Below are 24,908 nucleotides of genomic sequence, written 5' to 3' on the forward strand. Positions count from 1 at the left end.
CTGTCCGGGGCGGTGCGGGTGGTGTGCGCCGGGTGTGACGACGTGGCCGGGACGAGGGTTGTCGGTCGTGAACGGCGGGATCACAATGACCGCATGGCGATCACGGGGGACAGCGGACACACAGAAAACACCGGCGGCGAGGGGGAGTTGGACCCGGCGACCGCGCGTACCCCGGCCGCGTACATCGCCCTGTTGCGGCGGCTCAAGGAACAGAGCGGGCTCACCTACCGGCAGTTGGAGCAGAAGGCCGCCGAGCGCGGGGACGTCCTCGCCCGCAGCACCCTCGCCGACGTACTCCGCCGCGACGGTCTCCCCCGCCCCGAGGTCGTCACCGCGCTCGTACGGGCCTGTGGGGTGGGGAGGGAGGGGGAGGCCGTCTGGCTGGAGGCCAGGGAGCGGCTTGCCGCGGGGGGCGGCGACGGTTCCGCGGACGCCGACCTTTCCATCGGGGGCGACAGTTCCGCGGACGTCGACCCTTTCGCCGGGGGCGACGGGGCCGAGGGGCAGCATGACGGGGGCGACGGCGAGCGGGAAGGCGCCTCCGGCAAGCGAAAAGGGGGCGCATCCCCCACTCCCCGTACTACGGCCGTCGCCGCCGTCGCCTCGCTCGGTACGGTCGCGCTGCTGGTCGTAGGGGCCCTGGTGCTGTTGCCGGACGGCGACGGCGACGCCTCGCGTGACGCCGGGGCGGGGGCGAAGGCCTCCGGGACCTCGGGGCCGTCCATGAACGCGGCGGCCACCCCCGTGGGGCCCGGTCCCGCCCCCGGGCTCTCGCTCATCCGGCCCGCGCGGGCGCCCGAACTCTGTCTGACCGACGGGGACGTACGGGTGGACAGCGGCGAGTCCAAGTTGGTCGCCGTACAGCGGCCGTGTGCCGAGGCCGTGCCGCCGCGTACGTATCTGCTGCGGGCCGACGACGGGCTGTACCGCATCCAGTGGGACAACCCGCAGTTCGGCAAGGGGTGTCTCACCCTGCTGGTCGACGGAGTCTTCCGGAACAGGCTCGAACCCTGGAACGACTGCGATGCCGGTGGCGACTCCCAACTCTTCCGTATCGAACGGGCCGAGGGCACCAAGGGGTGGCGGCTGCGGTCCGCGCTGGGGGACGACATGTGCGTGGGTATCGACGGGGACGCCGGTGAGAGGGGTGCGCCGGCCGTGGTCGAGGGGTGTGACGACCGTGAGGGGAGCGATGGCGTCGCCGTCGGCGATCGTCAGCTGTTCCTCATCGGCAAGGGGTGACGCAAGGTCGCGGCGCGGGTCACCCGCCCGGGCCGTCTGCGCACGACAGGCCGGTCCGGCGCGTGATCGGCTGGGAAGGTGGAGGTGCTTTCCGAGTCCGTGCGGCGGGTCGCGGCCTGGTGTGCCGTGCTGCTGATGGTCGCGGGGGTCGTGTACATCGGGGTTCGGCTGTGTGTGGAGTTGCGGACCGCCGTCATTCCCGTGCTGCTCGCGTTGCTGGGTGCGGCGTTGTTGGGGCCGTTGTACCGGAGGCTGGTCAGGGCGCGGGTGAATCGCTCGGTCGCGGCCGGGGTGACCTGTGTCGCCGTCGTCGCGGTGGTCGGCGGGGCCGTCTACATCGTGGTCGCGGCGCTCGTCGACACCGGGGACCAGATCATCGCCTCGGTCCGGGACGCGGCCCAGGATCTCGCCGAGCGCTTCGGGGCCGCCGGGACCTCCCTCGACGATCTCGCCGCCAACGCCAGGGAACTGCTCTCGAAGTTCGGGGGGACCGCGGCGGCCGGGGTGATCAGCGGGGTGAGCGTGGTCGGCGAGGTCATCGCCATGGCCGTACTCGCGTTGCTGCTCGTCTTCTTCTTCCTGCGGGACTCGCACCGGGCCGTCGACGCGATCCGGGCCCTGTCGCCGAGCGGGGCCGCCGACACGGTCGAGGCGATGGCGCGGCGGGCCTTCGAGGCGGTCGAGGGGTTCATGCGGGGGACCACGGTCATCGCGCTGATCGACGCCCTCTGCATCACCGTGGGGCTGCTGATCCTCGGCGTGCCGGGGGGCGGTGGGGCTCGGGGCGCTGGTGTTCGTGGGGGCGTACGTCCCCTATCTCGGGGCGTTCATCTCCGGTGCGGTGGCCGTGCTGGTCGCCTTGGCGGACCGGGGGTTCGTGATCGCCCTGTGGGCGCTCGGGGTGGTGGTGGCCGTGCAGGTGCTGGAGGGGCATGTGCTGCAACCGATGATCCAGAGCCGGACCGTGCGGATGCATCCGGCGGTCGTCCTGCTGGCCATCACGGCGGGCGCGTCGGTGGCCGGAATCCTCGGCATGCTCCTGGCGGTGCCACTGACGGCGGCGGCGTTCGGGGTGGCACGGTATGCCTCCGGCGGGCAGGGGGAGGAGAACGCCGAGCCGACTGCACCGCCACCTCGGTGACGGTACGTCCGCTCGGTGACGGTCGGCCCGCTCGGTGACGGTCCGCCTCCGATAGGCCGCCGAGCCCTTACGAGCCGTCCCAGCCTCTCAGCGAAGGTCCGCCCGCTATAACCGGCCCGGCCCTTCCGAGGCGGCCGACCCTTCCCGAGGCGGTCGGCTCCTCCGAGCCGTCCAGCCCCTTTGCGAGGGTCCGCCCGCTGGAGCCCAGCCGTCCGAGCCGTCCAGCCGTCCGAGCCGTCCAGCCGTTCAGCGAAGGTCCGCCCGCCATCACCTGCTCAGCCCTTACGAGCCGCCCCAGCCCCTCAGTGATGGTCCGCCCCCACATAACCCGCCCGGCCCTCAGGAACTGCTCAGCCCCTTGGCGACGGTCCGCCCCCAAAACCCGCCCAGCCCATCCAAGCTGTCCAACCCCTCAACGCCGATCGCCCCCTACCGCCCGCCCAATCCTTCCGGCGCGCCCGGCCCTCCCAGGCCGCCCAAGCCCTCCAGGCCTCCCAGCTCGTCCAACCCCTCCATGACGTCCACCCCGGCCGAGTCACCCGGCTGTACCGGCCCGCCCGGCTTCGCCGGCGCTTCCGGCGCTCCCGGCGCCCCCCGCTCCCCCGGCGGAGCCGTCTCGTGGAGTTCGAACCAGATGCTCTTGCCGTAGCCACGCGGGTCCACCCCCCACGCGTCGGCGAGCATGTCCATGAGGACGAGGCCGCGGCCGGAGGAGGCCAGTTCGCCGGGGTGGCGTTTGTGGGGGAGGTCGTCGCCGGCGTCGGTCACCTCGATTCGCATACGGCGCTTGCCGCCCTCCCCCGTCATCTCGGCGACGAGCAGCGCGTCCGCGTCGGTGTGGACGAGGACGTTGGTCAGCATCTCGGAGACGAGGAGGACCGCGGAGTGGATCTGGTCGTCGTCGGCCCAGTCGTGCAGCAGCTCGCGGACCTGCTGCCGGGCCCCGGAGATGCGCTCGGGTTCGGCCTGGGCGACGGTCAGGGCGCTGCGCCGTACCGGTAGCCCGGCGGTCGCGGTGTCGCCGCGGTCCCGCCCCGCGCTCTCCCGGCAGAGCAGCAGCATCGCGATGTCGTCCTCGCGGCGGTCGGCGAGCGGACCGGGTGTGTGGTGCGACGACGGGCCGTGCACCCCTTGCACCAGCACATCCGCCAACTCCTCCAGCCGCGCCCGCTCATAAGGCGGTGCATAAGGCGGTGTGTCGTCGCCGGCGCGGGCGTCGAACGACTCCAGAATCCGCCGGACACGGAGCCAGCCCGTGTCGAGGTCGTGGCCACCGGTCTCGATGAGGCCGTCGGTGCACAGCAGCATCGTCTCGCCGGGCTCCAGCACCAGCCGGGTCGTGGGGTAGTCCGCGTCGGGGTCGATGCCGAGGGGGAGGCCGCCGGGGGTCGGGCGAACCAGGACCGTGCCGTCGGCCATCCGGATCGCCGGGTCGAGATGTCCGGCGCGGGCGATGTCCAGCACCCCGGACGCCGGGTCGACCTCGACGTACAGGCAGGTCGCGAAGCGCAGGTCGGTGAAGTCGGCGGTGGCGGTGACGGCGTCGTGGGTGATGCCGTGGAGGAAGCGGGAGGCGCGGGAGAGGACCGCGTCGGGGCGGTGGCCCTCGGAGGCGTAGGCACGCAGGGCTATCCGGAGCTGGCCCATGAGCCCGGCGGCCCGTACGTCATGGCCCTGGACGTCGCCGATGACCAGGGCGAAGCGACCGTTCGGCAGGGCGATCATGTCGTACCAGTCGCCGCCGACCTGGAGTCCGCCCCCGGTCGGGACATAGCGGGCGGCGACGGTCATGCCGGGTATCTCGGGGCCGAGGGTCGGCAGCATGGTGCGCTGGAGGCCGTCGGTCAGCTCGCGCTCGGTCTCGGCGGCGCCCGCGCGGGACAGGGCCTGGGCGAGCATACGGGCGACGGTGGTCAGGACCGAGCGCTCGTCGGGGGTGAAGGCGACCGGGTAGGTGAAGCCCGCCATCCAGGCGCCGATGGTGCGGCCGGCGACGATCAGCGGCAGAAACGCCCAGGACTGGCGGCCGAACTGTTCGGCGAGCGGCCACGCCGTGGGATAGCGGCCCTGGTACTCCTCGGGCGAGGAGAGATAGACGGCGCGGCCGGTGCGGACGACCTCGGCGGCCGGATAGTCCGTCTCCAGCGGCATCAGGGCGAAGGGACCCTCGTCGCCGGGCTTGTGCCCGTGGTGGCCGATGACGGTGAGCCGGTCGCCCTCCGCCCCGAACACGGCGAGGCCGTCCGGAGAGAAGCCGGGCATGGCGAGGCCGGCCGCGACCCGCAGGACCTCCTCGGTGGACCGCGCCTCGGCCAGCGCGCGACCGGCGTCCAGCAGGAACGCCTCACGGGAGCGCCGCCAGTCGCCGGTGACGGCGGGGGCGCGGGAGGCGGTCTGCGGCGAGGGCTCGGTGACCTCCTGGAGCGTGCCGATCAGTTCGTAGGAGCCGCGCGCCCGGTCGAAGGTCGATCTGGAGCGGCTGCGGACCGTACGGATGACCCGGCCGCGGTCGTCCATGACCCGGATGCGGACCTCGGCGATCGTGTCCTCCAGGCCGGCGAGCTGGACGACGGAGACGATCTCGTTCCAGTCGACGGGGTGGAGTCTGGCTCTCGCGCCGGCCTGGGTGAGGGTGCTCGGCTCCGCGGGGAGCCCCAGCAGTCGGGCGGCTTCGGCGTCCACGGTGACGGCACCGGCGGCGCTGTCCCAGGTCCACAGTCCCGTCGCCAGAGCGGACAGGACGTCCCCCACGGGAGAAGGGGGCTCACCAGTGCGCATTGACCCACTCTAAGAACAGCTGATCGGACCGTGCCACCGAAGCTGTCCGGGGCACCGGGCAGTACCGCGAGTAACCGCGATCGGCGGCGACGGCGGTACGACGATCGACGCTATCGGCAGAAACCGCTTGCGGTCCTGCGGATGGCTATGCCCATGGCTGGACGGTGCGTGGCTGTCGGGCTCGGCGGTGCGGGGCGGGTGTGCGACGGGGGTGCGCTGGCGCCGCGTGGGGCCGACGGCGGTAAACGGTGGGAGGCGATCTTGGGGTGCCCGGTACCCTTGGGGTTGTTTCACGTGAAACACCCACCGTGAGCATGGGCCGTGTGCCCGTTCTTGCCGGGGTGGCAACCTCGGCAGGCGCCAAACCCGACCAACGAAGGACGATGAACGACGATGCATCGGTACAGGTCCCACACCTGCGGCGAGCTCCGCGCCTCTGACGTCGGCACCGACGTCCGGCTGAGCGGCTGGCTGCACAATCGGCGCGACCTGGGCGGCATCCTCTTCATCGATCTGCGCGACCACTACGGCATCACGCAGCTCGTCGCCCGTCCGGGCACCCCGGCGTACGAGGCCCTGGACAAGATCTCCAAGGAGTCGACCGTCCGCGTGGACGGCAAGGTCGTCTCCCGTGGCGCCGAGAACGTGAACCCGGACCTCCCGACCGGTGAGGTCGAGGTCGAGGTCGGCGAGGTCGAGCTGCTCGGCGCCGCCGCCCCGCTCCCCTTCACCATCAACGCCGAGGACGGGGTCAACGAGGAGCGGCGCCTGGAGTACCGCTTCCTGGACCTGCGCCGCGAGCGCATGCACCGCAACATCATGCTGCGTACGGCCGTGATCTCGGCCATCCGTCACAAGATGACGGCGCTGGGCTTCAACGAGATGGCGACCCCGATCCTCTCGGCGACCTCCCCCGAGGGCGCCCGTGACTTCGTGGTCCCCTCCCGCCTCAACCCGGGCAAGTTCTACGCGCTCCCGCAGGCGCCGCAGCAGTTCAAGCAGCTGCTGATGATCTCGGGCTTCGACCGGTACTTCCAGATCGCGCCCTGCTTCCGTGACGAGGACGCGCGCGCGGACCGTTCGCCGGGCGAGTTCTACCAGCTCGACGTCGAGATGAGCTTCGTGGAGCAGGAGGACGTCTTCCAGCCCATCGAGAAGCTGATGACCGAGCTGTTCGAGGAGTTCGGGGGCGGCCGTCATGTGACGTCTCCGTTCCCGCGTATCCCGTTCCGTGAGGCGATGCTCAAGTACGGCTCCGACAAGCCGGATCTGCGCGCCCAGCTGGAACTGGTCGACATCACCGATGTCTTCGAGGGCTCGGAGTTCAAGGCCTTCGCCGGTAAGCACGTACGCGCGCTGGCCGTGCCGGATGTCTCCGCCCAGCCCCGGAAGTTCTTCGACCAGCTCGGCGAGTACGCGATCGAGCAGGGCGCCAAGGGTCTGGCCTGGGTGCGGGTCGCCGAGGACGGTTCGCTCTCCGGCCCGATCGCCAAGTTCCTCACCGAGGAGAACGTCGCCGAGCTGACCAAGCGGCTGTCGCTGGCCGCCGGTCACGCCGTCTTCTTCGGCGCGGGCGAGTTCGACGAGGTCTCGAAGATCATGGGCGCGGTGCGGGTCGAGGCCGCCAAGCGCGCCGGGCACTTCGAGGAGGGCGTCTTCCGCTTCTGCTGGATCGTCGACTTCCCTATGTACGAGAAGGACGAGGACACCGGGAAGATCGACTTCTCGCACAACCCGTTCTCCATGCCGCAGGGCGGTCTGGAGGCCCTGGAGACCCAGGACCCGCTGGATATCCTCGGCTGGCAGTACGACATCGTCTGCAACGGCGTCGAGCTGTCCTCCGGCGCGATCCGGAACCACGAGCCCGACATCATGCTCAAGGCCTTCGAGATCGCGGGCTACGACCGGGACACCGTCGAGGAGCAGTTCGCGGGCATGCTGCGCGCGTTCCGCTTCGGTGCCCCGCCGCACGGCGGTATCGCGCCGGGTGTCGACCGCATCGTGATGCTTCTCGCGGACGAGCCCAACATCCGCGAGACCATCGCCTTCCCGCTCAACGGCAACGCCCAGGACCTGATGATGGGCGCACCGACCGAACTGGAGGAGGCCCGCCTGAGGGAGCTGCACCTTTCGGTACGGAAGCCGCAGCCGAAGTAGTCGATATGCCGTGAAGTGAGTAAGGCAAGCCTTTGCCCGGCTTGAAAGAAAGGGTCCTGAAATCGACGAACGATTTCAGGACCCTTTTCTATGCGTGGTGAAAAGGCTTCGTTTTCTCAGCTCGCTGACAGGCTTCATATCTAACTTCCCGGCCCATGACAGCCAATCAACAGCCTGAGCAGCCGCAGTCGTCCCAAGAAACGACCGGAATGCAGGATTTGACGGAAAAACGGGATGTGACGCGCCGAAAGGTCGTCGTGACCGGGGCGGGCGCGGTGGCCGCGATGGGGCTCGGCACCGCGGTGGCGGCGAACGCTGTCGCCGGTGAGCGGAGAGAGGGCGCCGCCCGGAATCCGGAGGGCCGGGACACCGCCGAGGAGTGCTATCTGCTGACCTCGGAGACCACCGAGGGCCCGTACTACATCGACGCGGACAAGCTCCGCCGCGATGTCACCGAGGACAAGGAGGGCATCCCGCTGACCCTCCGCGTCAAGGTGATCGACTCCGAGACCTGCCGGCCCGTCCGCGACGCGGCCGTCGACATCTGGCACTGCGACGCGGGCGGCGTCTACTCCGGTTACGAGGACATGGGCAACGGCGGTGGCGGCCCGGCCCCCACCGGTGAACCCCCGACGGACGCGCCGACCGGCACCCCGACCGGCCCGCCCCCGGGCGGCGGCCACCAGGAGCCGACCGACGACACCCGCTATCTGCGCGGCACCTGGCGCACCGACCGGCACGGGTTCGTCACCTTCAAGACCATCTTCCCCGGCTGGTACCGGGGTCGTTGCGTCCACATCCACGTCAAGGTGCACGTCAACGGGGAGTGGACGGACGCCGGTTACGAGGGCGGGAACACCTGCCACACCGGGCAGTTCTTCTTTGACGAGGAGTCCGTCCTGGCCTCCGCCGCAGTGGAGCCGTATGTCTCCAACACGGCGGAGCGCACGACCCTCGACGAGGACACCATCTACGACGGCACCGGCACCCAGGGCGGTCTGCTCAAGCTCCGTTACGACAAGAGGGACATCGCGAAGGGTGTCCGCGCCTCGCTCACCGTCGGGGTCGACCCGGAGGCGACGAACACCGGACAGGGTCTGCCATAAAGCGGCCGTATAAGTAAGGTAAGCCTTGCCGAAGCTTTGCTGAAAGAGGGCCTGAAATGGACGGAGATTTCAGGCCCTCTTTCCTCACTCTTGGGAATAAGTGCTAAACCACAGTCCTTTCTTAAGGCCTTGACAGTCTGCGTCCCTAACTTCCCTGCCCATGACGGGAATGCAGACCGAAAACGGTGAGTACAGCGAGAACGGCGACGGCCGGCCCAGCCAGGGGCCCAAGCACAAGCGGGATCTGACGCGCCGCAAGGTCGTCGTCGCGAGTGCGGGTGCCGTGGCCGCCGTGGGTGTGGGCGGAGCCGTCGTGGCGACCGCGAGCGCGGGCACGACCAAGGGCAAGGGCAACGCGAGCCCCCTCGCCTCCACCAGCGCGAGCGCCGGCGAGGAGTGCTACAAGCTCACCTCGGAGACCACCGAGGGCCCCTACTACATCGACGCCGACAAGCTGCGCCAGGACATCACCGAGGACAAGGAGGGCATCCCCCTGACCCTCCGCATCAAGGTGATCGACTCCGAGACCTGCCGGCCGATCCGCGACGCGGCCGTCGACATCTGGCACTGCGACGCCCTGGGCTACTACTCGGGCTACGAGAGCTTCTCCGAGGGCGGCGGCACCGCGCCCACGGACGCCCCCACCGGCACCCCCACGGACATGCCGTCCGGCACCCCGACCGGCGAGCCCCCCGCCGGCGGCGGGGGCGGCGGCCACGAGGAGCCCACCAGCGACACCCGCTACCTGCGCGGCACCTGGAAGACGGACAAGAAGGGCTTCGTCACCTTCACCACGATCTTCCCCGGCTGGTACCAGGGCCGCTGTGTGCACGTCCACACCAAGGTGCATGTCAACGGGGAGTGGACGGACGCCGGTTACGAGGGCGGGAACACCTGCCACACCGGGCAGTTCTTCTTCGACGAGGAGTCGGTCCTCGCGTCCGCCGAGGTGGAGCCGTACTCGACCTCCACGACCGAGCGGACCACCCTCGACGAGGACACCATCTACGACGACAGCGGCACGCAGGGCGGGCTGCTGAAGCTGAAGTACAAGAAGAACGACATCGCCAAGGGCGTCATCGGCAGCATCACCGTGGGGGTCGATCCGGAGGCGACGAACACCGGCACGTGATCGCTGCGCTGGCTTGGGCGGGGGTGCGGCTCCGCCGCCGGGGCAGGCCGGTAGTTGTTTGTCTGCCGCGCCGTTGTGGCTGGTCGCGCCCGCGCGGCGGTAGCCGCACATCCAACACAGCCCCGCGCCCCTTTGGGGCGCGGGTCATGGCCCGGAACCCTACCCCCTGGGTTCCGGGCCCTTCGGCATGCCCGCGTACCCGTGCCCCGGGATGGGGGCTTGGGAAGTCATCAGGAGACGCACAGGTTTCTCGACGGGCGATCACAGCGGGGCGCGGTCTGATGGGACGTACAGGGTGAGAAACCCGTAGGAGACGAATACGTCGAAACGTCGAACGTCGAACGTCGAATCGAAACGCTGGAGAAGGTCATGAAGATCGCCATGCTGGTGGCGTTGCTGCTGATCGTCGGGGCGGTGGGGGCGGTGGTCGCGCAGCGACGGTCCGGCGCCGGGCGGGAACCGGCGTCGGACCTGGACGCCGAGGCCGACGCCAACCGCTGGGTGGTACGGCTCGGCGGCAGCCTCGCCGGGATCGACGTACGGACGCAGGCCGGGGCGGACGGCAGCGCGGCGCAGTCCCTGTCCGACGCCGGCGAACGTCTGCGCACGGCCCGCGCCCAGTTGGCCGCCGCCCGCACTCCGGCCCAGTACGCGCTGGTCACGCGTACGGCGACCGAGGGGCTGCACCATGTCCAGGCGGCGCGGACGGCGATGGGCCTGGACCCGGTGGCTCAGGTGGCTTCGGGGCGGGCGTCCCGTACGGCGATCAGCAGCCCGCTCGACCAGGCGAGCCGGGTGCTCCGGAAGTCGGAACGCCCCTCCAGCACGGCCAGCAGATCGGTCACCGCGGTCTCGTGACCCTCGGGCCGGCCGGGCTGGGGCAACAGATCGTCGATGACGTACATCCCACCGGGCGCGACGAGTCGCAGCGCCCGGTCGAGGTGTGTGAACTTGCCGGGCCAGGTGTCGGCGAAGACGAGATCGAAGGGGGCGCCGTCGTACTCCTCCAGCCAGCGCCCGCCGTCCGCCGTCACGAAGCTGACCCGGTCGTCACCGCCGAGCCGGTCGCGGGCGATGCCCTGCACCTCGCCGTCCAGTTCGACGGTCACCAACTCGGCGCCGCCACTCATCCCACTGAGCAGCCAGGCGGTCCCCTCTCCGACCCCGGTCCCGAGTTCGAGCACCCGACCGCCGGGCCGGCTCGCGGCGAGCGTGGCGAGGAAACTGCCGGTACGCGGTTCGCACGACATGGTGAAACCGGCGGCATGCGCGGCGGCCCGCAGCTCCGACAGCACAGCGGGGAACTGGGTGATGGTGGGATTGTCGTCCATACCGGGATTCTGAGAGCACGACGCCGGGGCGTTCAACCAGTTTCCGGTGCCGGTTTCCGGTGCCGCTCATGGCCGTGCCGGATTCCCGTGGCTCAGGGTCGCCATGCGGAGACCACGTCCCCGGCACCCCACACCAATGCGACCCCGTCGTCCTCGCCCATGGGCGTCACGGTCCCGGACAGTGACACCACGGCCAGTCGCGCCCCGGTGTCCGGGAAGCCGGGAACCTGTTCGGCCCCTGTCCGCAGTGCGGTCAAGTCGTGCCGGTCGAACGGCGAGGCGAGCCACTTCACGGACCCGGCGAAGTGGAGGGCGCTCGCGACGGGAGCGCGGTCCGCGCCGATGAGGTCGATCTCCGGGGAGAACCGCCGGTTCCACCAACCTCCGACGACCTCGGTGTCCGGCCACGGGAACTCCCCGACGGCGGCGGCCAGCTCCAGCGCTTCCCGGATCAGCGGTTCCACGGCCCGCCCACGCCAGGCGGCCCAACGCCGCTGAACGAGCTGGTACGCGGCTTCGGGCCGGCCCCGCCTCGACAGTTCCTGCGCGGAGCGCAGGGCAGCGAGGTAGAGACGCAGGTTGCTGTCGGCGACGCGGTAGAGCGCGGGCTTGCCGGGACTGGTGGACAGCGGTGTGTCGCAGGCGAGGACGCGCTTCTCCTCCGTGAGCCTGCGCAGCAGAGGGGACAGTACCCCCGACGGCAGCGCCCCGCTCTGGCTCCCCGCCGTCGCCCCGATGTTGGCGTGCGTACGGTCGCCGCTGCCTACCGCCTCCAGCACCCGCCGCGACTGGTCGGGCGCCGGGAACTCCGCCATGAGGGCCGCTTCCGGAACGCCGAAGAGCGGCGAGGCGGGGTCCGCGCACTCGGCCTCGATGAAGTGCAGTGCCGGGGTGCCGTGCGGCCAGGCTCGCAGGATTCCCGGCAGCCCACCGGACACGAGATGTGCGTCGACGGCGTCCGCGGCCGCCAGCCCCAGCGCGTCCCCTGTCTCCGCCGGGTTGAGCGGACCGAGTACCAGGCTGTCCGCCCGCCCGTAGAACGGCCGGTCGTATGCCGTGAACCGCTCCATCATGTGCGGATCACTGCCGAGCAGGAGGAGAAGCACGGGCCGATGGGCCAGCAGCCTGTCCCAGGCGGTCTGGAGTGCTCCGTCGAAGACGCGGTCCTGCTCGGCGAGCCAGGGCAGTTCGTCGAGTACGACAACGCATGGGGAGTCGGTCGGCAGAACGCCGGCGAGTGTGCGCCAGGCGTCGGGCCAGTTGGTCGGCGCGCTCTTCGGCAGGAGCTCCCGGTCGACGGGGAGGGACGACTCCCTCAGCTCGGCCATGAAGTCCGCGATGCCCTCCACGGGGGAGGCGCCCTTGGTCGCGGTGAAGAAGACATACGGCCGCCGGGCCCGGTCACAGAACTCCTGAACGAGCCGCGACTTCCCGACCTGCCGCCGCCCTCTTATGGTTACGGCCACCCCGGCACCCTCGGAGGTGACGCGGTCGAGACGCTTGTGGAGGAGGGCCAGCTCCGTCTGACGGCCTACGAAGGGGGTGGGCATGGGGCGGCCTCCTGAGAAGTCGCGCAGAGTTTTGTAGATGCATTCTACGTAGTTTGATTCTATGTAATTCCTCGACGATGCGCGGGGCCGGGCGAGGGAAAAGGCAGGGCCAGCAGGGGGCGGGGGCTATCGCTTCAGTGAACCCGGGCCACGTAGCGGCGTTTGCTCATCGGCCCCTCACCGGTCGGTCACCAAGGGTCTTCCTCCGTCGGGGGGTTCATCGCCTCCTCTTCCAGGAGGCGTTCGGCGATGTCGTCGGCCCAGGTCTGGGCCCATGCTCTGAGGGTCAGAATCGCCTGTTCGTCCAGGGCGTGGCGAGCGAATTCCCTGTCGTCCAGATACTGGGTGGCTTCCAGGCGGGACTGGAGGTCCGCCAGGTCGAAGGTGGACGAGGTGTCCTGGGTGTGGCGGCGGGCCAGTTCCTCGCGTTCGGGGTGGGTCCAGTGGTCCGCCGTGGCGTGTACCGCGATCAGGTCGCGGGCGGTGATCCGGTCCGCCAGGGACCTGACCTTCGTGCCGATGACGTCTTCCAGGGAGAGGGCCGGGCCCAGCGGTGTGTCCACCGGGGGGTGCCAGAAGGGTTCCTTGACGAGGTCCAGGGTTCGGGCCTCCGCCGTCGTCGGGTCCGTGATCACCAGGCGGGCGGAGAGAGGGGTCGTCGCCGCCTCCGTCATGACCAGCCAGCCTCGGGCCGTCAGGCCCTCGCTGATCGCCGTCGCGATGCGGTCCATGGGTGTGGGGTGTTCCGTCGCCACCTCCAGGGTCGCGCCTCGGCCCACCTTCTCCAGCAGGCCGTGCGCCTGGACCGCGTAGTCGCCGGTCAAGGCCAGGCCATAGGGGGCGCCGATGGTCAGGACTTCCGTGAGGAGGTGGTGGACCGGGTCGGGGATGGAGGGGTGCGCGTCGGGGGCGTTCACGTTCGGGCCTGTGCGGTGGTGGGGGGTGGAGGTGGGGCCATGGGGGGATTATCACGCCGCCGGAAAAGTGATTGACGCTCGTCGGTGTCCGGCGGTCGGATGACGTGCCATGAGCGCAGGGCAGATGCGTCCCGGCATGCACCCCATCGACGTCGGCCTGGTGCGGCGGCTGATCGCCGGGCAGTTCCCCCAGTGGGCGGGGTTGGCGGTGCGGCGCGTTCCGTCCGGTGGGACGGTCAACGCCATGTACCAGCTCGGCGACGACATGGTCGTACGGCTGCCGCTCGTGGAGGGCGGGGTCGGGGATGTGGCGGTGGAGCGGACGTGGCTGCCCCGGCTCGCGCCTCACCTGCCCACGGCCGTCCCCGAGGTGCTCGGCGAGGGGGAACCCGGTGAGGGGTACCCATGGCCGTGGTCGGTCTACCGGTGGCTGGCAGGGGAGAATCCCGAGGCGGGAGCCCTGAGCGCGCCGGTGCCGCTGGCCGGGGATCTGGCCGCGTTCGTGGCGGCGATGCGGAGCATCACCCTGCCGGGGGCGCCGCGGGCCCACCGCGGTGGGCCGGTCGCCTCGCTCGACGCGGAGACCCGGGCGGCGATCGAGGAACTGCGGGCGATCCCCCAGGAGGGCGTCGACTGCGATGCCGCCACGGCCGTGTGGGAGGAGGCGCTGCGGGCCCCCGGCTGGGACGGGCCGCCGGTGTGGCTGCACGCCGATCTCATGCCGGGCAATCTGCTGGTGGACGGTGGCCGGCTGACCTCCGTGATCGACTTCGGGTGCCTGGGGGCGGGCGATCCTGCCTGCGATCTGTTCCCGGCGTGGAATCTGCTCCCGGCCAAGGCGAGGGAGGTCTTCCGCGAGGCGCTGGGCGTGGACGACGCGACCTGGGTCCGCGGCCGTGGACGGACACTCTCGCAGGCGCTGATCGCGCTGCCGCACTACCGGAAGACGAACCCCGCCATGGCGCACAACGCCCGGCACGTGATCCGGACGGTGCTGGAAGAGGACTGAGGGTCGGCCAAGCGAGCTGAGGCCGGCCAAGCAGGTCGGGCGAAGCCCGCTGCGGCCCGGCGGCGGAGCCGCATATCGACACGGCCGGCGGAGCGCTCAGTACGGCCTTCGGCCCACCCAGTTCCCCGGTGGGTCGAAGTTCGCCACCACATATGTCCAGCCGTTGCGGCACTTGGTCTTCGCCGCGCCGATTCTCGTCGAGGTGCGCCAGACGACCTGGGTGTAGTGGAGGCACTGGCGGCCGTTCACGCAGGAGTTCGTGGCGCGGTCGTAGTCGGGTTTTTCGTCCACCCACAGGCGGGCCGCGTCCGACAGTGAGAAGTCGGGGCCGGAACCCTTCGCCAGGGTTTCGCCGTAGCGGCTGTTCGAGTGGATCAGCGCGCAGTCGTCGACCCTCACCCTCGCCCAGTAACGGGACTGGGCCGCCACCGATTCGTCCCAGACGAGCGGGGGGACACCGACGTCCGCCCGCGCCTTGTTGACGATCGTCAGGAGGCCGTTGACGTCCCGTTTTCGTACCGTCGTCCCGGTCGCCGACTCCCACATCGTCGCCGCCGCCGTCGGTCGTCCGGTCGTCGTCTCCTCCACCACCCTCGGCCGGTGATCCGCCGCCCGCGCCGCCCCCGGTGTGAGCATCACCATGGCCGCCGCGACCGCCGCCATCGCTCGCACCCTGTCCTGTCGCACGCCCTGTGTCCTCCTGCCTCTGTCGCTCAACTTCCTTACCGGCGTTGCTACTTGTAGAGGAGCGACCGCAGCGTGCGGAGCGGACGAGGAGTTCTGCCATTCCATCGGGGGAAACTCGGACGCGAGGGGTTTCGAAAACCGAAGACCGCCCGCGAACTCCTCCTCAAGCAGCGGGAGTTCGCGGGCGGTCGGCCCGACAACAGGTATCCGGCTATCGCTACGGCGTCACCGTCAGCGCCGTCTGCCCCACCTTCGTCTCGCCGTCCCCGAACTCCACGACCCCCACGTACCGTTCGCCCTTCGCGGCGTCCGGCCAGGTGAGCGTGATCTCGGGGCGGTCCCCGGAGGTGACCTTCTGCTCGGCCGGGGTGACCGCCGGGGTCACGGCCGGGGTGCCCTGGCCGACCTCGTAGGTCCACAGGGTGTACTGCTGGCTGGTGGTGCCGGCCGGCAGCTCGTACTGGAGGACGTAGACGTCGTAGTCCCCGGGCGGCAGATCGGCGTACTCGTCGGAGCCGACGTCGGGCCAGCGGCCCACATGCTCGCCCTTGGTGTCGAAGACGTACAGGTCGATGTCACTGCCGGCGACATGGTCCGCCGAGGTGGTGGCCACCCGGGTGAACGGCACGCCCTCGGGGACATGCACCCGGTGCTTCACGACCGCGTCGTTCGTGTGCTGGCTCTCCCAGAAGCGGGACTGGTCGGTGCCGGTCAGGGTGCCGGTGGTCCGCTCGCCGGTGTAGAGGGACGCCTTCGCGGTCAGCTCGCCGTTCCAGCCGACGCCCGGCGACAGCTTCACCGAGTCCGAGCCGGTGACCGTGACCGGGTCCGGCGCCACGAAACGCACCGGCCGCAGGGCGATCGGGCTGGTCACCCGGTGGGCGCTGTGCGCGTCGCTCCAGGTCAGGGAGCCGAAGGCCCAGTCATCGTAGGTCGCGTCCGTACGTTCGAACGCCACCTGGTACGTCGCCGACTCGCCCGGCGCCAGCGTCAGCCGCTTCGGCGTGACCTCGGCGCGGACACCGGCCGGGGTCTGGAGCTTCGCCGTGTAGGTGGCCTTCTCGTCGTCCACGTTGGTGACCTTGCGGGTCACCGTCTGGTGGCCGAGCAGGTCGCCGACCGCGATCGACGCGTAGTTGAGGTCGCTCGGGTCGATCTTCGCGGCCGTGGCGCAGGCGTCGCCGCCGTCCTGGGTGGCCGGCGGGTTGCCGATCGCACAGAGGTACGAGATCCAGTCGGCGGACGTGGAGTCGTAGACCAGACCGGGGTCGGCGGCACGGGTGACGACGGGGGTGCCGGAGCCGTAGTCGAGGGGCGTGGCGGAGTCGGCGCCCTGGCGGCCGATGGGGTCGCCGGTCTCGTCCTTGGTCGTGGCCGTCGTCATCAGCGCCGACTTGATCTCCATCGGCGACCAGTCGGGGTGCAGCTGCTTCAGCAGGGCGGCGAGGCCCGCGATGTGCGGCGACGCCATCGACGTACCGTCGGCGAAACCGAACTGCCCGGTGAACTGGCCCGTGCCCGGCACCGTGCCCGCCACGACGGCCTCGCCGGGGGCGGCGATGTCCGGCTTCAGCAGGTCGCCCTTGCCGAAGTGGTCGGGGCCGCTGGAGGAGAAGTCGGTGATGTCCCGGGTCTTCACCGAGTGGCTCTGGCTGCCGACGAACTCGGCGGTCGCGCCCGCTTCCGCCGCGTACTCCTTGACGGCCTTCGCCTCTTCCGTCGTCACCTGGAACACGGGCACCCGGAAGGCGTACGCGATGAAGTCCTGGGAACTGGCCGGGGTGTTGGCGAGGACGATCGCCTTGCCGCCCGCCGCCGCGACCTCGTCGGCCTTCGCCTCGATGAAGACGCCGCCGCTCCGGTCGCAGACCACGATCTTGTCCTTGGCCTTCGCCGGGTCCAGCGTGCCGGACGCGCAGAGCGCGGCCTTCGCCTGGTCCGCGTCCGCCTTGCGCACGTCGACGGCGTTCACCAGCGGCGTCGAGGCGAGGCCGCCGTTGAGGTTGCGGTGGGTGTAGCGCTCGCCGTTGCCGAGGACGAGGGACCCGGTGTAGTCGGTGTCGTGCGTGGACGCGGCGACCGTGGTGACCCAGGGGGCGGTGTGTGCCACGGTGTCGGGGCCGCTGTTGCCCGCGGAGGTGGCGACGAAGACGCCCGCCCTGGCCGCGTTGAACATCGCCTCCTTGGTCGGCGCGCCGCTCAGGTCACCGCCGATGGAGTAGTTGATGACGTCCACACCGTCGGCGACCGCACGGTCGATCGCGGCGGTGGTGTCCACGGCCCAACAACCGGTGCTCCAGCACGCCTTGTAGTACGCGAGGCGCGCCGCCGGGGCGATACCGCTGAGCTTTCCGCTCGCGTTGCTGCCGGGCACGGACGCCTCGACACCGTGGTTGCCGGCGGCCGTGGTGCCGGTGTGGGTGCCGTGGCTGTCGCGGTCCATCGGCGAGGAGACGTCGTCGGCGGTGGGCTCGGCGACACCCTTGCGGTACCACTGGGCGCCGATCACCTTGTTGTTGCAGGTGACCTTGTACGCCGGGTCCGTGCCCGGGTCGCAGTCGCCCTTCCACTTCTTCGCGATCGCCTCGGCGTCCGGGCGGGGCTCGGGCAGCGGGGCGAGCAGCGGGTTCGACGGGTCGAAGCCGGTGTCGACGATGCCGACGACGACCCCTTCACCGGCGTGCGCCGGGCCGCCGGCCTTCGCCCACAGGCCCTTGTCGCCGGTCAGGCCCAACATGCGGGGGAGATTGGGGAGGTCGGCGGTTCCGGACTTGGCCTTGGCCTTCGAGGCGGCGGACTCGGGGTCGGCTGCGGCGGGCGCCGGGGAGGGCTGTGGGACCCGCTCGTCGGTCCCGGTGCCGGCCCCCGGCCCATGGTCGGCAGCCGGTGTGCCGGACGTCGGTGTGTCGGACGTCGGTGTGTCGGACGTCGGTGTGTCGGACGTCGGTTGCGCGACCGAGTTGCGCATCAGCGAGACCACCCCGGGCTGGGCGGACAGCTTCGACGCCTGCTTGGCGGTGAGTTCGGCGGCGAAACCGTTGAACGTGTAGGTGTAGTCGTAGAGCGGCCGGACCCCGGGTACGGCGTCGAGGACCTTGTCCCGACGGTCGTCCAGGTGTTCCAGATAGTCCTCGACCGCGTCGGATTCGGTGTCGAGTCGTCGGTCGGCCTTCGGTGCCGTCCGCTTCAGTCCGGGCAGTCCGCCCTCGTAGGCGGCGACGGGTGCGTCGGCGAGCTTCACCACATAGGTGCCGGGTCCGTAACTCCCGTTGTTCTCAAGGGAGTCGGTGGAGCTGTCGTTGGCGGCGAAGACGGGTGCGGTGACGGCGGTCAGCGTCAGGGCGCTCGCGAGAAGGGGCGTCAGCAGGGCGGCGGCCGCGCTTCTCGGGCGTATGTGATGGTGTGTCAACTGTGGTCCATGTCAGTCGAACGGGTAAAAACCTCGTCCCCCATTGACCTCATTCAACAGCCGACTCACCGGTAATAAATCTTGAAGCGTCAAGTACTGGAGGGTCTCCACAGGCGTTTCACAAGGCATCACAGAACCCGCCGTGAAGCGGGTCGGCGGGTGGTGCGTGAGGGGGTCGGCGGGTGGTCGACGAGCGGGTTGACGCGTGGTGCGCGAGCGATCGGCGCGTGGTGCGCGGGCGGGTCGGCGGGTGGTGTGCCGGCGACCCCTGGTTCACCCGGCGTTGGCCCGCCCAACTTCTCAAGTTCAGTTAAGCGAAGGCAAAGGGAACCCAAAGCTTCACCCACGATCGTCTTCTGTCATGGACCAGACCCTTCTCGTGGTCGCCGACCTGGCCGCCATCTCCGTGCTGACCTTCGCGGTCTACTTCCCCCGCCACCACCGCCGCGACCTGATCGCCGCGTTCCTCGGTGTCAACGTCGGCGTTCTCGCGGTGGCGATGACGCTCAGCTCGTCCTCGGTCGGTATCGGCCTCGGCATGGGCCTGTTCGGAGTCCTGTCGATCATCCGGCTGCGCTCCTACGAGATCGCCCAGCACGAGATCGCGTACTACTTCTCCGCGCTCGCCATAGGCCTGCTGGCCGGGCTCCCCGAGCAGGTCAACATCCTCTCGGCCCTGCTCATGGCCCTGATCGTCGCCACGATGTACGTCGGCGACCACCCGAAGCTCTACGGCCGCTACCGGCAGCGCAGCCTCCGCCTCGACGCCGCCTACACCGACGAGGACGCCCTGCGCGCCCATCTCGAAGTGCTGCTCGGCGGACGCGTGGTGAACCTGAACGTGCAGAGCGTCGACCTCGTCAACGACATCACCCAGGTCGACGTCCGCTATGTCGTCACCGGCGCCGGCAGGCCCGCGCCCCAGGAGGCGGGCGCCGGGCTGGTCGACCGAGGGGTCCGGGCATGACGACCATGGACCACTCCGTCACCCCGGTCGTGGGGGCGCTGCGCCCCATCGGTCTCGACGAACTCGTCGAGCGGGCCGAGCTGTTGACCCGGGTCGACCGCAAGTACATGCTCCCCGCCACCGAACTGCCGTTCGTGATCGGCGGTCTGGAGGAGGACATCCGAGTCCTGGAGGTCGAGGGGCAGCGGCGGTTCGCGTACCGGTCGATCTACTTCGACACCCCAGACATGGACGGCTATCTCGGCGCCGCCCGGCGCCGGCGCCGGCGCTTCAAGCTCCGCGTCCGCACCTATGTCGAGGCGGACCGGCACTACTTCGAGGTCAAGACCCGGGGTCCCCGGGGCACCACCGTCAAGCAGCGCGTCCCGTACGAGGGCGATCCCTGGCGGCTGAGCCCCGAGGCCCGCGCGTACGCGGACGAGACGCTCGGCGCGGCCGGTATCGACGCGCGCCGCTTCCGGCTGGTCCCCACGCTCACCACCGGCTACCGGCGCACCACGCTGTTCCTGCCCGGCAGCGGCAGCCGGGTCACCGTCGACACCGACCTGACCTGGGCGCTTCCCGACGGCACCGAACTGCGCACCCCCGAGCGCACCATCGTCGAGACCAAGGCCGGGCGGGCCGGTTCCACCGCCGACCGGCTGCTGTGGTCCCTGGGGCACCGCCCCTGCCCGGTCTCCAAGTACGGCACGGGCCTCGCCGCCCTCCGCCCCGACCTGCCCGCCAACCGCTGGCTGCCCGTCCTGCGCCGCCACTTCCCGACCGCGCCCGCACTGAATGGGAGCCCCGCATGAACATGAGAACGATCAGCCGTATCCGTAACAGGTCCTTCGGCGCCCGTATGCGTACGGGTGGTGCCCGTACGCGTACGAAGGTGGCGGCCGCCCTCGCCTCCGTGGTCCTCGCGACCGCCGCGCTCGCCGGGTGCTCCTCCGGGGGTGACTCGGAGTCCGACGCGGCGTCCGGGTCGTCGTCATCGAGCGCGAGCGCGGCGGCGGCCGTGGACGGCGGGCAGTCGGCCGCCGAGGTCCTCGCCGACAACGAGGAGACGCACGCCGAGGACGGGGAGACGGAGGAGGACGCCTCGGACGCCGTCGCCATCGAACTGAAGGGCGACTCGGCGTCGGCCGACGGCAAGGGCGTGGACGTCGACGGGTCCACCGTCACCATCACCTCCAGCGGGACGTACCGGCTCAGCGGCACCCTCGACGACGGGCAGATCGTGATCACCGCGCCCGAGGCGACGGTGAAGCTGGTGCTGGATGGGGTCGACATCTCCAGCTCCTCCGGTGCGGCGATCGCGGCGACGGAGGCGGAGCGGCTGGTGGTCGTGCTGGCGGACGGCACCGAGAACACTTTGAGTGACACCGACGCGTACGCCGAGGACGCCGAGGCGGACGCCGCGCTGTACAGCGCCGGCGACCTGACCATCGGCGGCAGCGGCTCGCTGACGGTGAAGGGCAACGGCAACGACGCGATCGCCGGTAAGGACGGGCTGGTGATCGAGGGCGGGAACATCACCGTCGAGGCCGCCGACGACGGTATCCGCGGCAAGGACTACCTGGTCGTGACCGGTGGCTCGGTCACCGTCACGGCGAAGGGCGACGGGCTGAAGTCCGACAACTCCGATGAGGAGGACGCCGGTTACATAGCCGTCGAGGGCGGCACGGTGAACGTCACGGCGAGCGGTGATGCCGTGGACGCGGCCACCGACCTGGTCGTGACAGGCGGCAAGGTGACCGTGAAGGCGGAGGGCTCCGACGACACCTCGGCGCACGGTCTCAAGTCGGGCGTGATCACCGTGCTGGAGGGTGGCACGGTCGACGTGAACGCCTCCGCCGACGCCCTGCACGGCGACGCGGCCGTCCATCTCGCGGGCGCGACCGTCACCCTCGCCTCCGGCGACGACGGTGTGCACGCCGAGGGCGACCTGGTCATCAGCAAGGGCACGCTGACGATCACGGGCTCCAACGAGGGCCTGGAGGGCAAGGACATCCTGATCAGCGGCGGTACGACGACGGTGACGTCCAACGACGACGGTGTCAACGCGTCCGGCAGCGAGGCGACTTCGGAGGACCAGTCCGGACAGGGCGGCGGCCCCGGAGGCGGCGGACCCGGCGGCGGTGGCGAGATGGGCGTCGGCGACTACAGCGCCAAGGTCACCGGCGGCACCCTCGTCCTCAACTCCGAGGGCGACGGCTTCGACTCCAACGGCACCGCCGAGATCACCGGCGGCACGATCGTCGTCAACGGCCCCCAGCGCGGCGGCAACGGCGCGCTCGACGTCAACGGCAGCCTAACGGTGAGCGGCGGCACGCTGCTGGCCTCCGGCAGCGCCGGGATGGTGGTGGCCCCGGACGAGGAGTCCGACCAGGGCTGGCTGTCAGCCACCTTGGATTCATCGGTCGAGGCGGGCACGACCCTGCACATTGTCGACGCGGACGGGAAGGTCGTGGCCTCGTACGTCACCTCGAAGACCATCCAGAACGTGGTGTACTCGGGCGCCGGGATCAAGAACGGCGAGGAGTACACCGTCTACTCCGGCGGCACGACCTCCGGCAGCGACACCGGCGGCCTGGCGGGCTCCGGCAAGCTGGGCTCCGCCGAGAAGATCGCCACGGTCACGGCAGGCGAGGCCCCGGAGGGCGGCGGCTTCGGAGGCGGCCCGGGCGGAGACCGAGGCTGAGCACCCGCCCGCACCGAGGCCACCGTCGCCACCGCTGCTCCACACTGCCCGCCGGTGGGTGGCCTGGCGGCGGCGACGGGGGGCGGTGGCGTCGGCCGAGCGGTGGCGCTATGGCTGACCGGCAGGGCGACGACAGACGGCGGAGCTACGACTGAACGGCAGCACTACGACGGACCGGCGGTGCTATGCCTGATCGGCGGAGCCATGGCCGACCGGTTGGGCGGCGAACAACTCCTCCGCGTCGGTGACGGTGTGGGCCATGGTCAGCCAGCGGGTGAGGGTGGCCAGGTCGGAGCAGGCGGTGACGCGTTCCCAGGTGTTGCCGGTGACCTCGATGCCCCGGCTCTGCAGAATCCGTAGAACCGCCGTGGCCCGGCCCTCCGCGAACCCGGCTGCCCATGCCTCCGTGTACTCCTCGGACCAGCGGCCGGCAAGGGCCCGCAGGCCGCTGACCTCGTCGAGGTTCAGGGACTCGCGGCGGCTGATCTCACAGAGGTGGGCGTTGTGGTCGGCGATCGCGTCGTCGAAGGACAGCCCGATGGCCATGGTGAGGGTCGTGAGCATGAACCGCCCCCTCACCTTCTCCTGCAGTTCCGGATTCATCCGTTCGATGAGCCGGGAGGAGTGGATCTCACGAGGGTGCCGAGTCCTCACGCGGTCGCTCCGTCGGACGAGCCCTCGATGACCTGCGGGTTCTCGATGGCCTTCGGGCTCTCCGCGGGCGGCTCATCGGTGAACAGGTCCTCCGCGCGCTCGACCGTGCCGGCCCGGTCGAGCCAGCCGTCGACGCGGGCGAGGTCGGTGCAGGTGGTGATGCGGGTGCGGACCTCGTCGGAGACAGGAATGCCGCGCACCTCCAGGACACGCAGAATCCCCTTGGCCTCGCCTGTGACGGCACCTTCCGTGTAGGCCCTCTCCCGGAGCGTGGCCCTGCCGGGATAGTAGGTGACGAAGCTCATGATTTCCTCCCATTTCTCTCCGGCGGGGAAGTGCCCCGCAGGTTGACTTCCACTCACGACGCCTCGGTGAGTTCGCACCAGACGAACTTGCCGTCGGTGCGGTCGGGTTCCTCGGTGCGGATGGATCGGTACCAGCCCCAACTCTCGGCACAAGCCTCGACCAGGGCGAGACCGCGCCCGCTCTCAAGGATGGGTGCGGTGTTACGGGGCTTCATGGCGAGGGCGGGCGTACAGGGCTGGGTGTCCCAGACGGTGACCCTGAGCACCGGGTCGGCCCAGCGGACCTTCATGGCCGCCGGGCCCTTGGTGTGCCGCAGGGCGTTGGTGATCAGTTCGGTGGCGACGAGTTCGGCGGCGTCGGCGAGGTGGAGGAGGCCGTGAATGCCGAGGATCAGCCGAAGGGTACGGCGACAGATCGTGACGGCTCGGGGGTCGTTGGGGATGTTGAGCGTGTAGGTCCAGGGCTCTTCGGGCTCTTCGGGGCGGATGGGCTCGCACTCGGACTCTCCGGTTTCGGGCATGCGTGACTCCTGTTCGGTGGTGGGGGTTGGGCTCACTGCGGCATGGGCGGTGGCTCTGCCGCGCCCGCCGTGGCAGGGCGGTGCGGTGCGCTTCCGGGGGTCCCGAGATTCCGCAGGGTGTGCGTCGCGTCACTGACGGTACGGACTAAAGTTAGTTCGCTGCAACCCATTGTCGTAACCTGGTCACCCGATGTGGTGATGTGTGGCGAGCGCGGAGGTACGAGTGCCACGGAAACAGCCGACGGCACGGCAGGAGCGGCTGGGCCGTGAGTTGCGGAGACTGCGGGAGGCGGCCGGGTTGACCGCGCGTGAGGCGGGCCGGTTGCTGGGCGTCGTCTCAGTGACCATGAGCCAGATCGAGTCCGGCGTCGCAGGGGTCAGCGAGGCACGCGTACGGCGGATGGCGGCGCAGTACGCCTGTCAGAACGCGGAGTTGGTCGACGCCCTGGTGGAGATGGCCACCTGTCGTACGCGAGGTTGGTGGGAGGAGTTCCGGGGCGTACTGCCGCCGCTGTTTCTGGACTTGGCCGAGCTGGAGCATCACGCGACGTTCATTCAGGAGGTCGGCGCCGCGCATGTCACGGGACTCCTGCAGACCGAGGACTACGCGCGGGCGGTGTTCGAGTTCTGGTGCCCCGAACTGCCCATGAGCGAGGTGGAGGCACGGGTTGAGCACCGGATGCGGCGCGGGGTCGTCCTCGATAGGGCGGCGGAGGCTCCGTATACGGCTGTGTTGCATGAGTCCGTACTGCGCACCCGGGTGGCCGACCGCCGGGTTCTCAGGGCGCAACTCGACGAAGTGCTCGTGCAGTCGGAGCGTCCCGGCGTCACCGTGAGGGTGATCCCTTTTTCCGTGGACGGGTACGCCGGGGCCACTGCCACGTTCCTCTACGCCGGTGGTCGGGTACCCGAGTTGGACACAGTGCAGAAGGACACGCCATCGGGTTCGGGCTTCGTGAGCGCAGCTGCACAATTGACTGCTATGCGAACAGTTTTCCGTAAAATCGAGTCGCTATCACTGGACCCATGCCGGTCACAGGAGTTCATGCACCAACTGGCGAAGGAGCTGTAAGCCATGAGCCAGTGGCAGAAGTCGTCGTTCTCCGGAGGCACGGACGGCGCCTCATGCATCGAAATCGCCCCCTCCGCCGAGGACTTGCTCCTCCGCGAGAGCGACGACCCGGATCGAATACTCCCCGCCACCCACCAGGGCCTCGCCGCCCTCATACGTCACCTCACCTCCCCACCACGACGAGACAGACGCATCGGCGAGAGGTGAGCGCGGCTGAGCCAAGATTCTTACCCGACAACGCAAA

The 24,908-nt window shown here is 70.2% G+C and carries 19 protein-coding genes and 1 pseudogene; 11 read left to right on the forward strand and 9 right to left on the reverse strand.

Annotation, left to right across the window (positions count from 1 at the left end):
- Positions 1–93 precede the first annotated feature (93 nt).
- The gene (locus ACWD4G_RS11835; RefSeq protein ID WP_451292523.1) at positions 94–1,242 is read left to right on the forward strand and encodes a helix-turn-helix domain-containing protein; all 1,149 of its coding nucleotides are present in this window, start codon (positions 94–96) and stop codon (positions 1,240–1,242) included.
- Positions 1,243–1,377: 135 nt separating this feature from the next.
- Positions 1,378–2,383 (forward strand): annotated as a pseudogene (locus ACWD4G_RS11840) (AI-2E family transporter).
- A 429-nt stretch (positions 2,384–2,812) separates the two neighbouring features.
- Here the strand turns inward: ACWD4G_RS11840 and ACWD4G_RS11845 are convergent.
- The gene (locus ACWD4G_RS11845; RefSeq protein ID WP_451292524.1) at positions 2,813–5,161 is read right to left on the reverse strand and encodes a SpoIIE family protein phosphatase; all 2,349 of its coding nucleotides are present in this window, start codon (positions 5,159–5,161) and stop codon (positions 2,813–2,815) included.
- A gap of 393 nt (positions 5,162–5,554) precedes the next feature.
- On the opposite strand from ACWD4G_RS11845, the gene aspS reads away from it, so the two are divergent.
- From aspS to ACWD4G_RS11860, 3 genes are all read left to right on the forward strand, one after another.
- Positions 5,555–7,318 carry an aspartate--tRNA ligase gene (gene aspS, locus ACWD4G_RS11850; protein ID WP_451292525.1) on the forward strand — a complete coding sequence of 588 codons (1,764 nt, stop codon included), beginning with the start codon at positions 5,555–5,557 and terminating at the stop codon, positions 7,316–7,318.
- A gap of 209 nt (positions 7,319–7,527) precedes the next feature.
- Positions 7,528–8,424 carry an intradiol ring-cleavage dioxygenase gene (locus ACWD4G_RS11855; protein ID WP_451292526.1) on the forward strand — a complete coding sequence of 299 codons (897 nt, stop codon included), beginning with the start codon at positions 7,528–7,530 and terminating at the stop codon, positions 8,422–8,424.
- 160 nt (positions 8,425–8,584) lie between these two features.
- Complete coding sequence (locus ACWD4G_RS11860) at positions 8,585–9,556, forward strand: intradiol ring-cleavage dioxygenase (RefSeq protein ID WP_451292527.1); 972 nt, start codon at positions 8,585–8,587, stop codon at positions 9,554–9,556.
- 731 nt (positions 9,557–10,287) lie between these two features.
- Here the strand turns inward: ACWD4G_RS11860 and ACWD4G_RS11865 are convergent.
- The 3 genes from ACWD4G_RS11865 to ACWD4G_RS11875 form a co-directional block, all read right to left on the reverse strand.
- Positions 10,288–10,887 (reverse strand): O-methyltransferase, encoded by a 600-nt coding sequence (locus tag ACWD4G_RS11865; RefSeq protein WP_451292528.1) that lies wholly within the window; start codon positions 10,885–10,887, stop codon positions 10,288–10,290.
- Positions 10,888–10,979: 92 nt separating this feature from the next.
- The gene (locus ACWD4G_RS11870; protein ID WP_451292529.1) at positions 10,980–12,437 is read right to left on the reverse strand and encodes an AAA family ATPase; all 1,458 of its coding nucleotides are present in this window, start codon (positions 12,435–12,437) and stop codon (positions 10,980–10,982) included.
- Between the two features lie 188 nt (positions 12,438–12,625).
- Positions 12,626–13,327, reverse strand: a complete 702-nt coding sequence (locus ACWD4G_RS11875; protein WP_451292650.1) for a hypothetical protein — start codon at positions 13,325–13,327, stop codon at positions 12,626–12,628.
- Between the two features lie 136 nt (positions 13,328–13,463).
- On the opposite strand from ACWD4G_RS11875, the gene ACWD4G_RS11880 reads away from it, so the two are divergent.
- Positions 13,464–14,363, forward strand: coding sequence for an aminoglycoside phosphotransferase family protein (locus tag ACWD4G_RS11880; protein WP_451292530.1), 900 nt, complete (start codon positions 13,464–13,466; stop codon positions 14,361–14,363).
- 96 nt (positions 14,364–14,459) lie between these two features.
- Here the strand turns inward: ACWD4G_RS11880 and ACWD4G_RS11885 are convergent, their stop codons facing one another.
- Positions 14,460–15,050 (reverse strand): pathogenesis-related family 1 protein, encoded by a 591-nt coding sequence (locus ACWD4G_RS11885; protein ID WP_451292531.1) that lies wholly within the window; start codon positions 15,048–15,050, stop codon positions 14,460–14,462.
- Between the two features lie 217 nt (positions 15,051–15,267).
- Positions 15,268–18,459, reverse strand: coding sequence for a S8 family serine peptidase (locus ACWD4G_RS11890; RefSeq protein WP_451292532.1), 3,192 nt, complete (start codon positions 18,457–18,459; stop codon positions 15,268–15,270).
- Positions 18,460–18,820: 361 nt separating this feature from the next.
- Here ACWD4G_RS11890 and ACWD4G_RS11895 point away from each other — a divergent pair, with 361 nt between their 5' ends.
- Genes ACWD4G_RS11895 through ACWD4G_RS11905 form a run of 3 tightly spaced genes read left to right on the forward strand, consistent with a single transcriptional unit; the run spans position 18,821 to position 22,112 of the window.
- The gene (locus ACWD4G_RS11895) at positions 18,821–19,426 is read left to right on the forward strand and encodes a DUF4956 domain-containing protein (protein WP_451292533.1); all 606 of its coding nucleotides are present in this window, start codon (positions 18,821–18,823) and stop codon (positions 19,424–19,426) included.
- Positions 19,423–20,220, forward strand: a complete 798-nt coding sequence (locus tag ACWD4G_RS11900) for a polyphosphate polymerase domain-containing protein (RefSeq protein ID WP_451292534.1) — start codon at positions 19,423–19,425, stop codon at positions 20,218–20,220. Before ACWD4G_RS11895 ends, ACWD4G_RS11900 begins: the two co-directional genes overlap by 4 nt.
- Positions 20,217–22,112: a carbohydrate-binding domain-containing protein gene (locus ACWD4G_RS11905; RefSeq protein ID WP_451292535.1), complete on the forward strand. Its 1,896-nt coding sequence runs from the start codon at positions 20,217–20,219 to the stop codon at positions 22,110–22,112. Before ACWD4G_RS11900 ends, ACWD4G_RS11905 begins: the two co-directional genes overlap by 4 nt.
- Positions 22,113–22,295: 183 nt before the next feature.
- Here the strand turns inward: ACWD4G_RS11905 and ACWD4G_RS11910 are convergent, their stop codons facing one another.
- The 3 genes from ACWD4G_RS11910 to ACWD4G_RS11920 are packed head-to-tail and all read right to left on the reverse strand — an operon-like array spanning position 22,296 to position 23,592.
- Entirely contained in the window at positions 22,296–22,766 is a 471-nt protein-coding gene (locus tag ACWD4G_RS11910; protein ID WP_451292536.1) for a hypothetical protein, read from the reverse strand.
- A complete protein-coding gene (locus ACWD4G_RS11915; RefSeq protein WP_451292537.1) occupies positions 22,763–23,071 on the reverse strand; it encodes a hypothetical protein in 309 nt (102 codons plus the stop codon). The genes ACWD4G_RS11910 and ACWD4G_RS11915 overlap by 4 nt, the downstream gene beginning before the upstream one ends.
- A gap of 53 nt (positions 23,072–23,124) precedes the next feature.
- The gene (locus ACWD4G_RS11920; protein ID WP_451292538.1) at positions 23,125–23,592 is read right to left on the reverse strand and encodes an ATP-binding protein; all 468 of its coding nucleotides are present in this window, start codon (positions 23,590–23,592) and stop codon (positions 23,125–23,127) included.
- A 223-nt stretch (positions 23,593–23,815) separates the two neighbouring features.
- Here ACWD4G_RS11920 and ACWD4G_RS11925 point away from each other — a divergent pair, with 223 nt between their 5' ends.
- Both ACWD4G_RS11925 and ACWD4G_RS11930 read left to right on the forward strand, forming a co-directional pair.
- Positions 23,816–24,664, forward strand: a complete 849-nt coding sequence (locus tag ACWD4G_RS11925) for a helix-turn-helix domain-containing protein (protein WP_451292539.1) — start codon at positions 23,816–23,818, stop codon at positions 24,662–24,664.
- Between the two features lie 3 nt (positions 24,665–24,667).
- Entirely contained in the window at positions 24,668–24,871 is a 204-nt protein-coding gene (locus ACWD4G_RS11930) for a DUF397 domain-containing protein (protein WP_451292540.1), read from the forward strand.
- The last annotated feature ends 37 nt before the right edge of the window (positions 24,872–24,908 follow it).

The organism is Streptomyces sp. NPDC002643, from assembly GCF_053592555.1.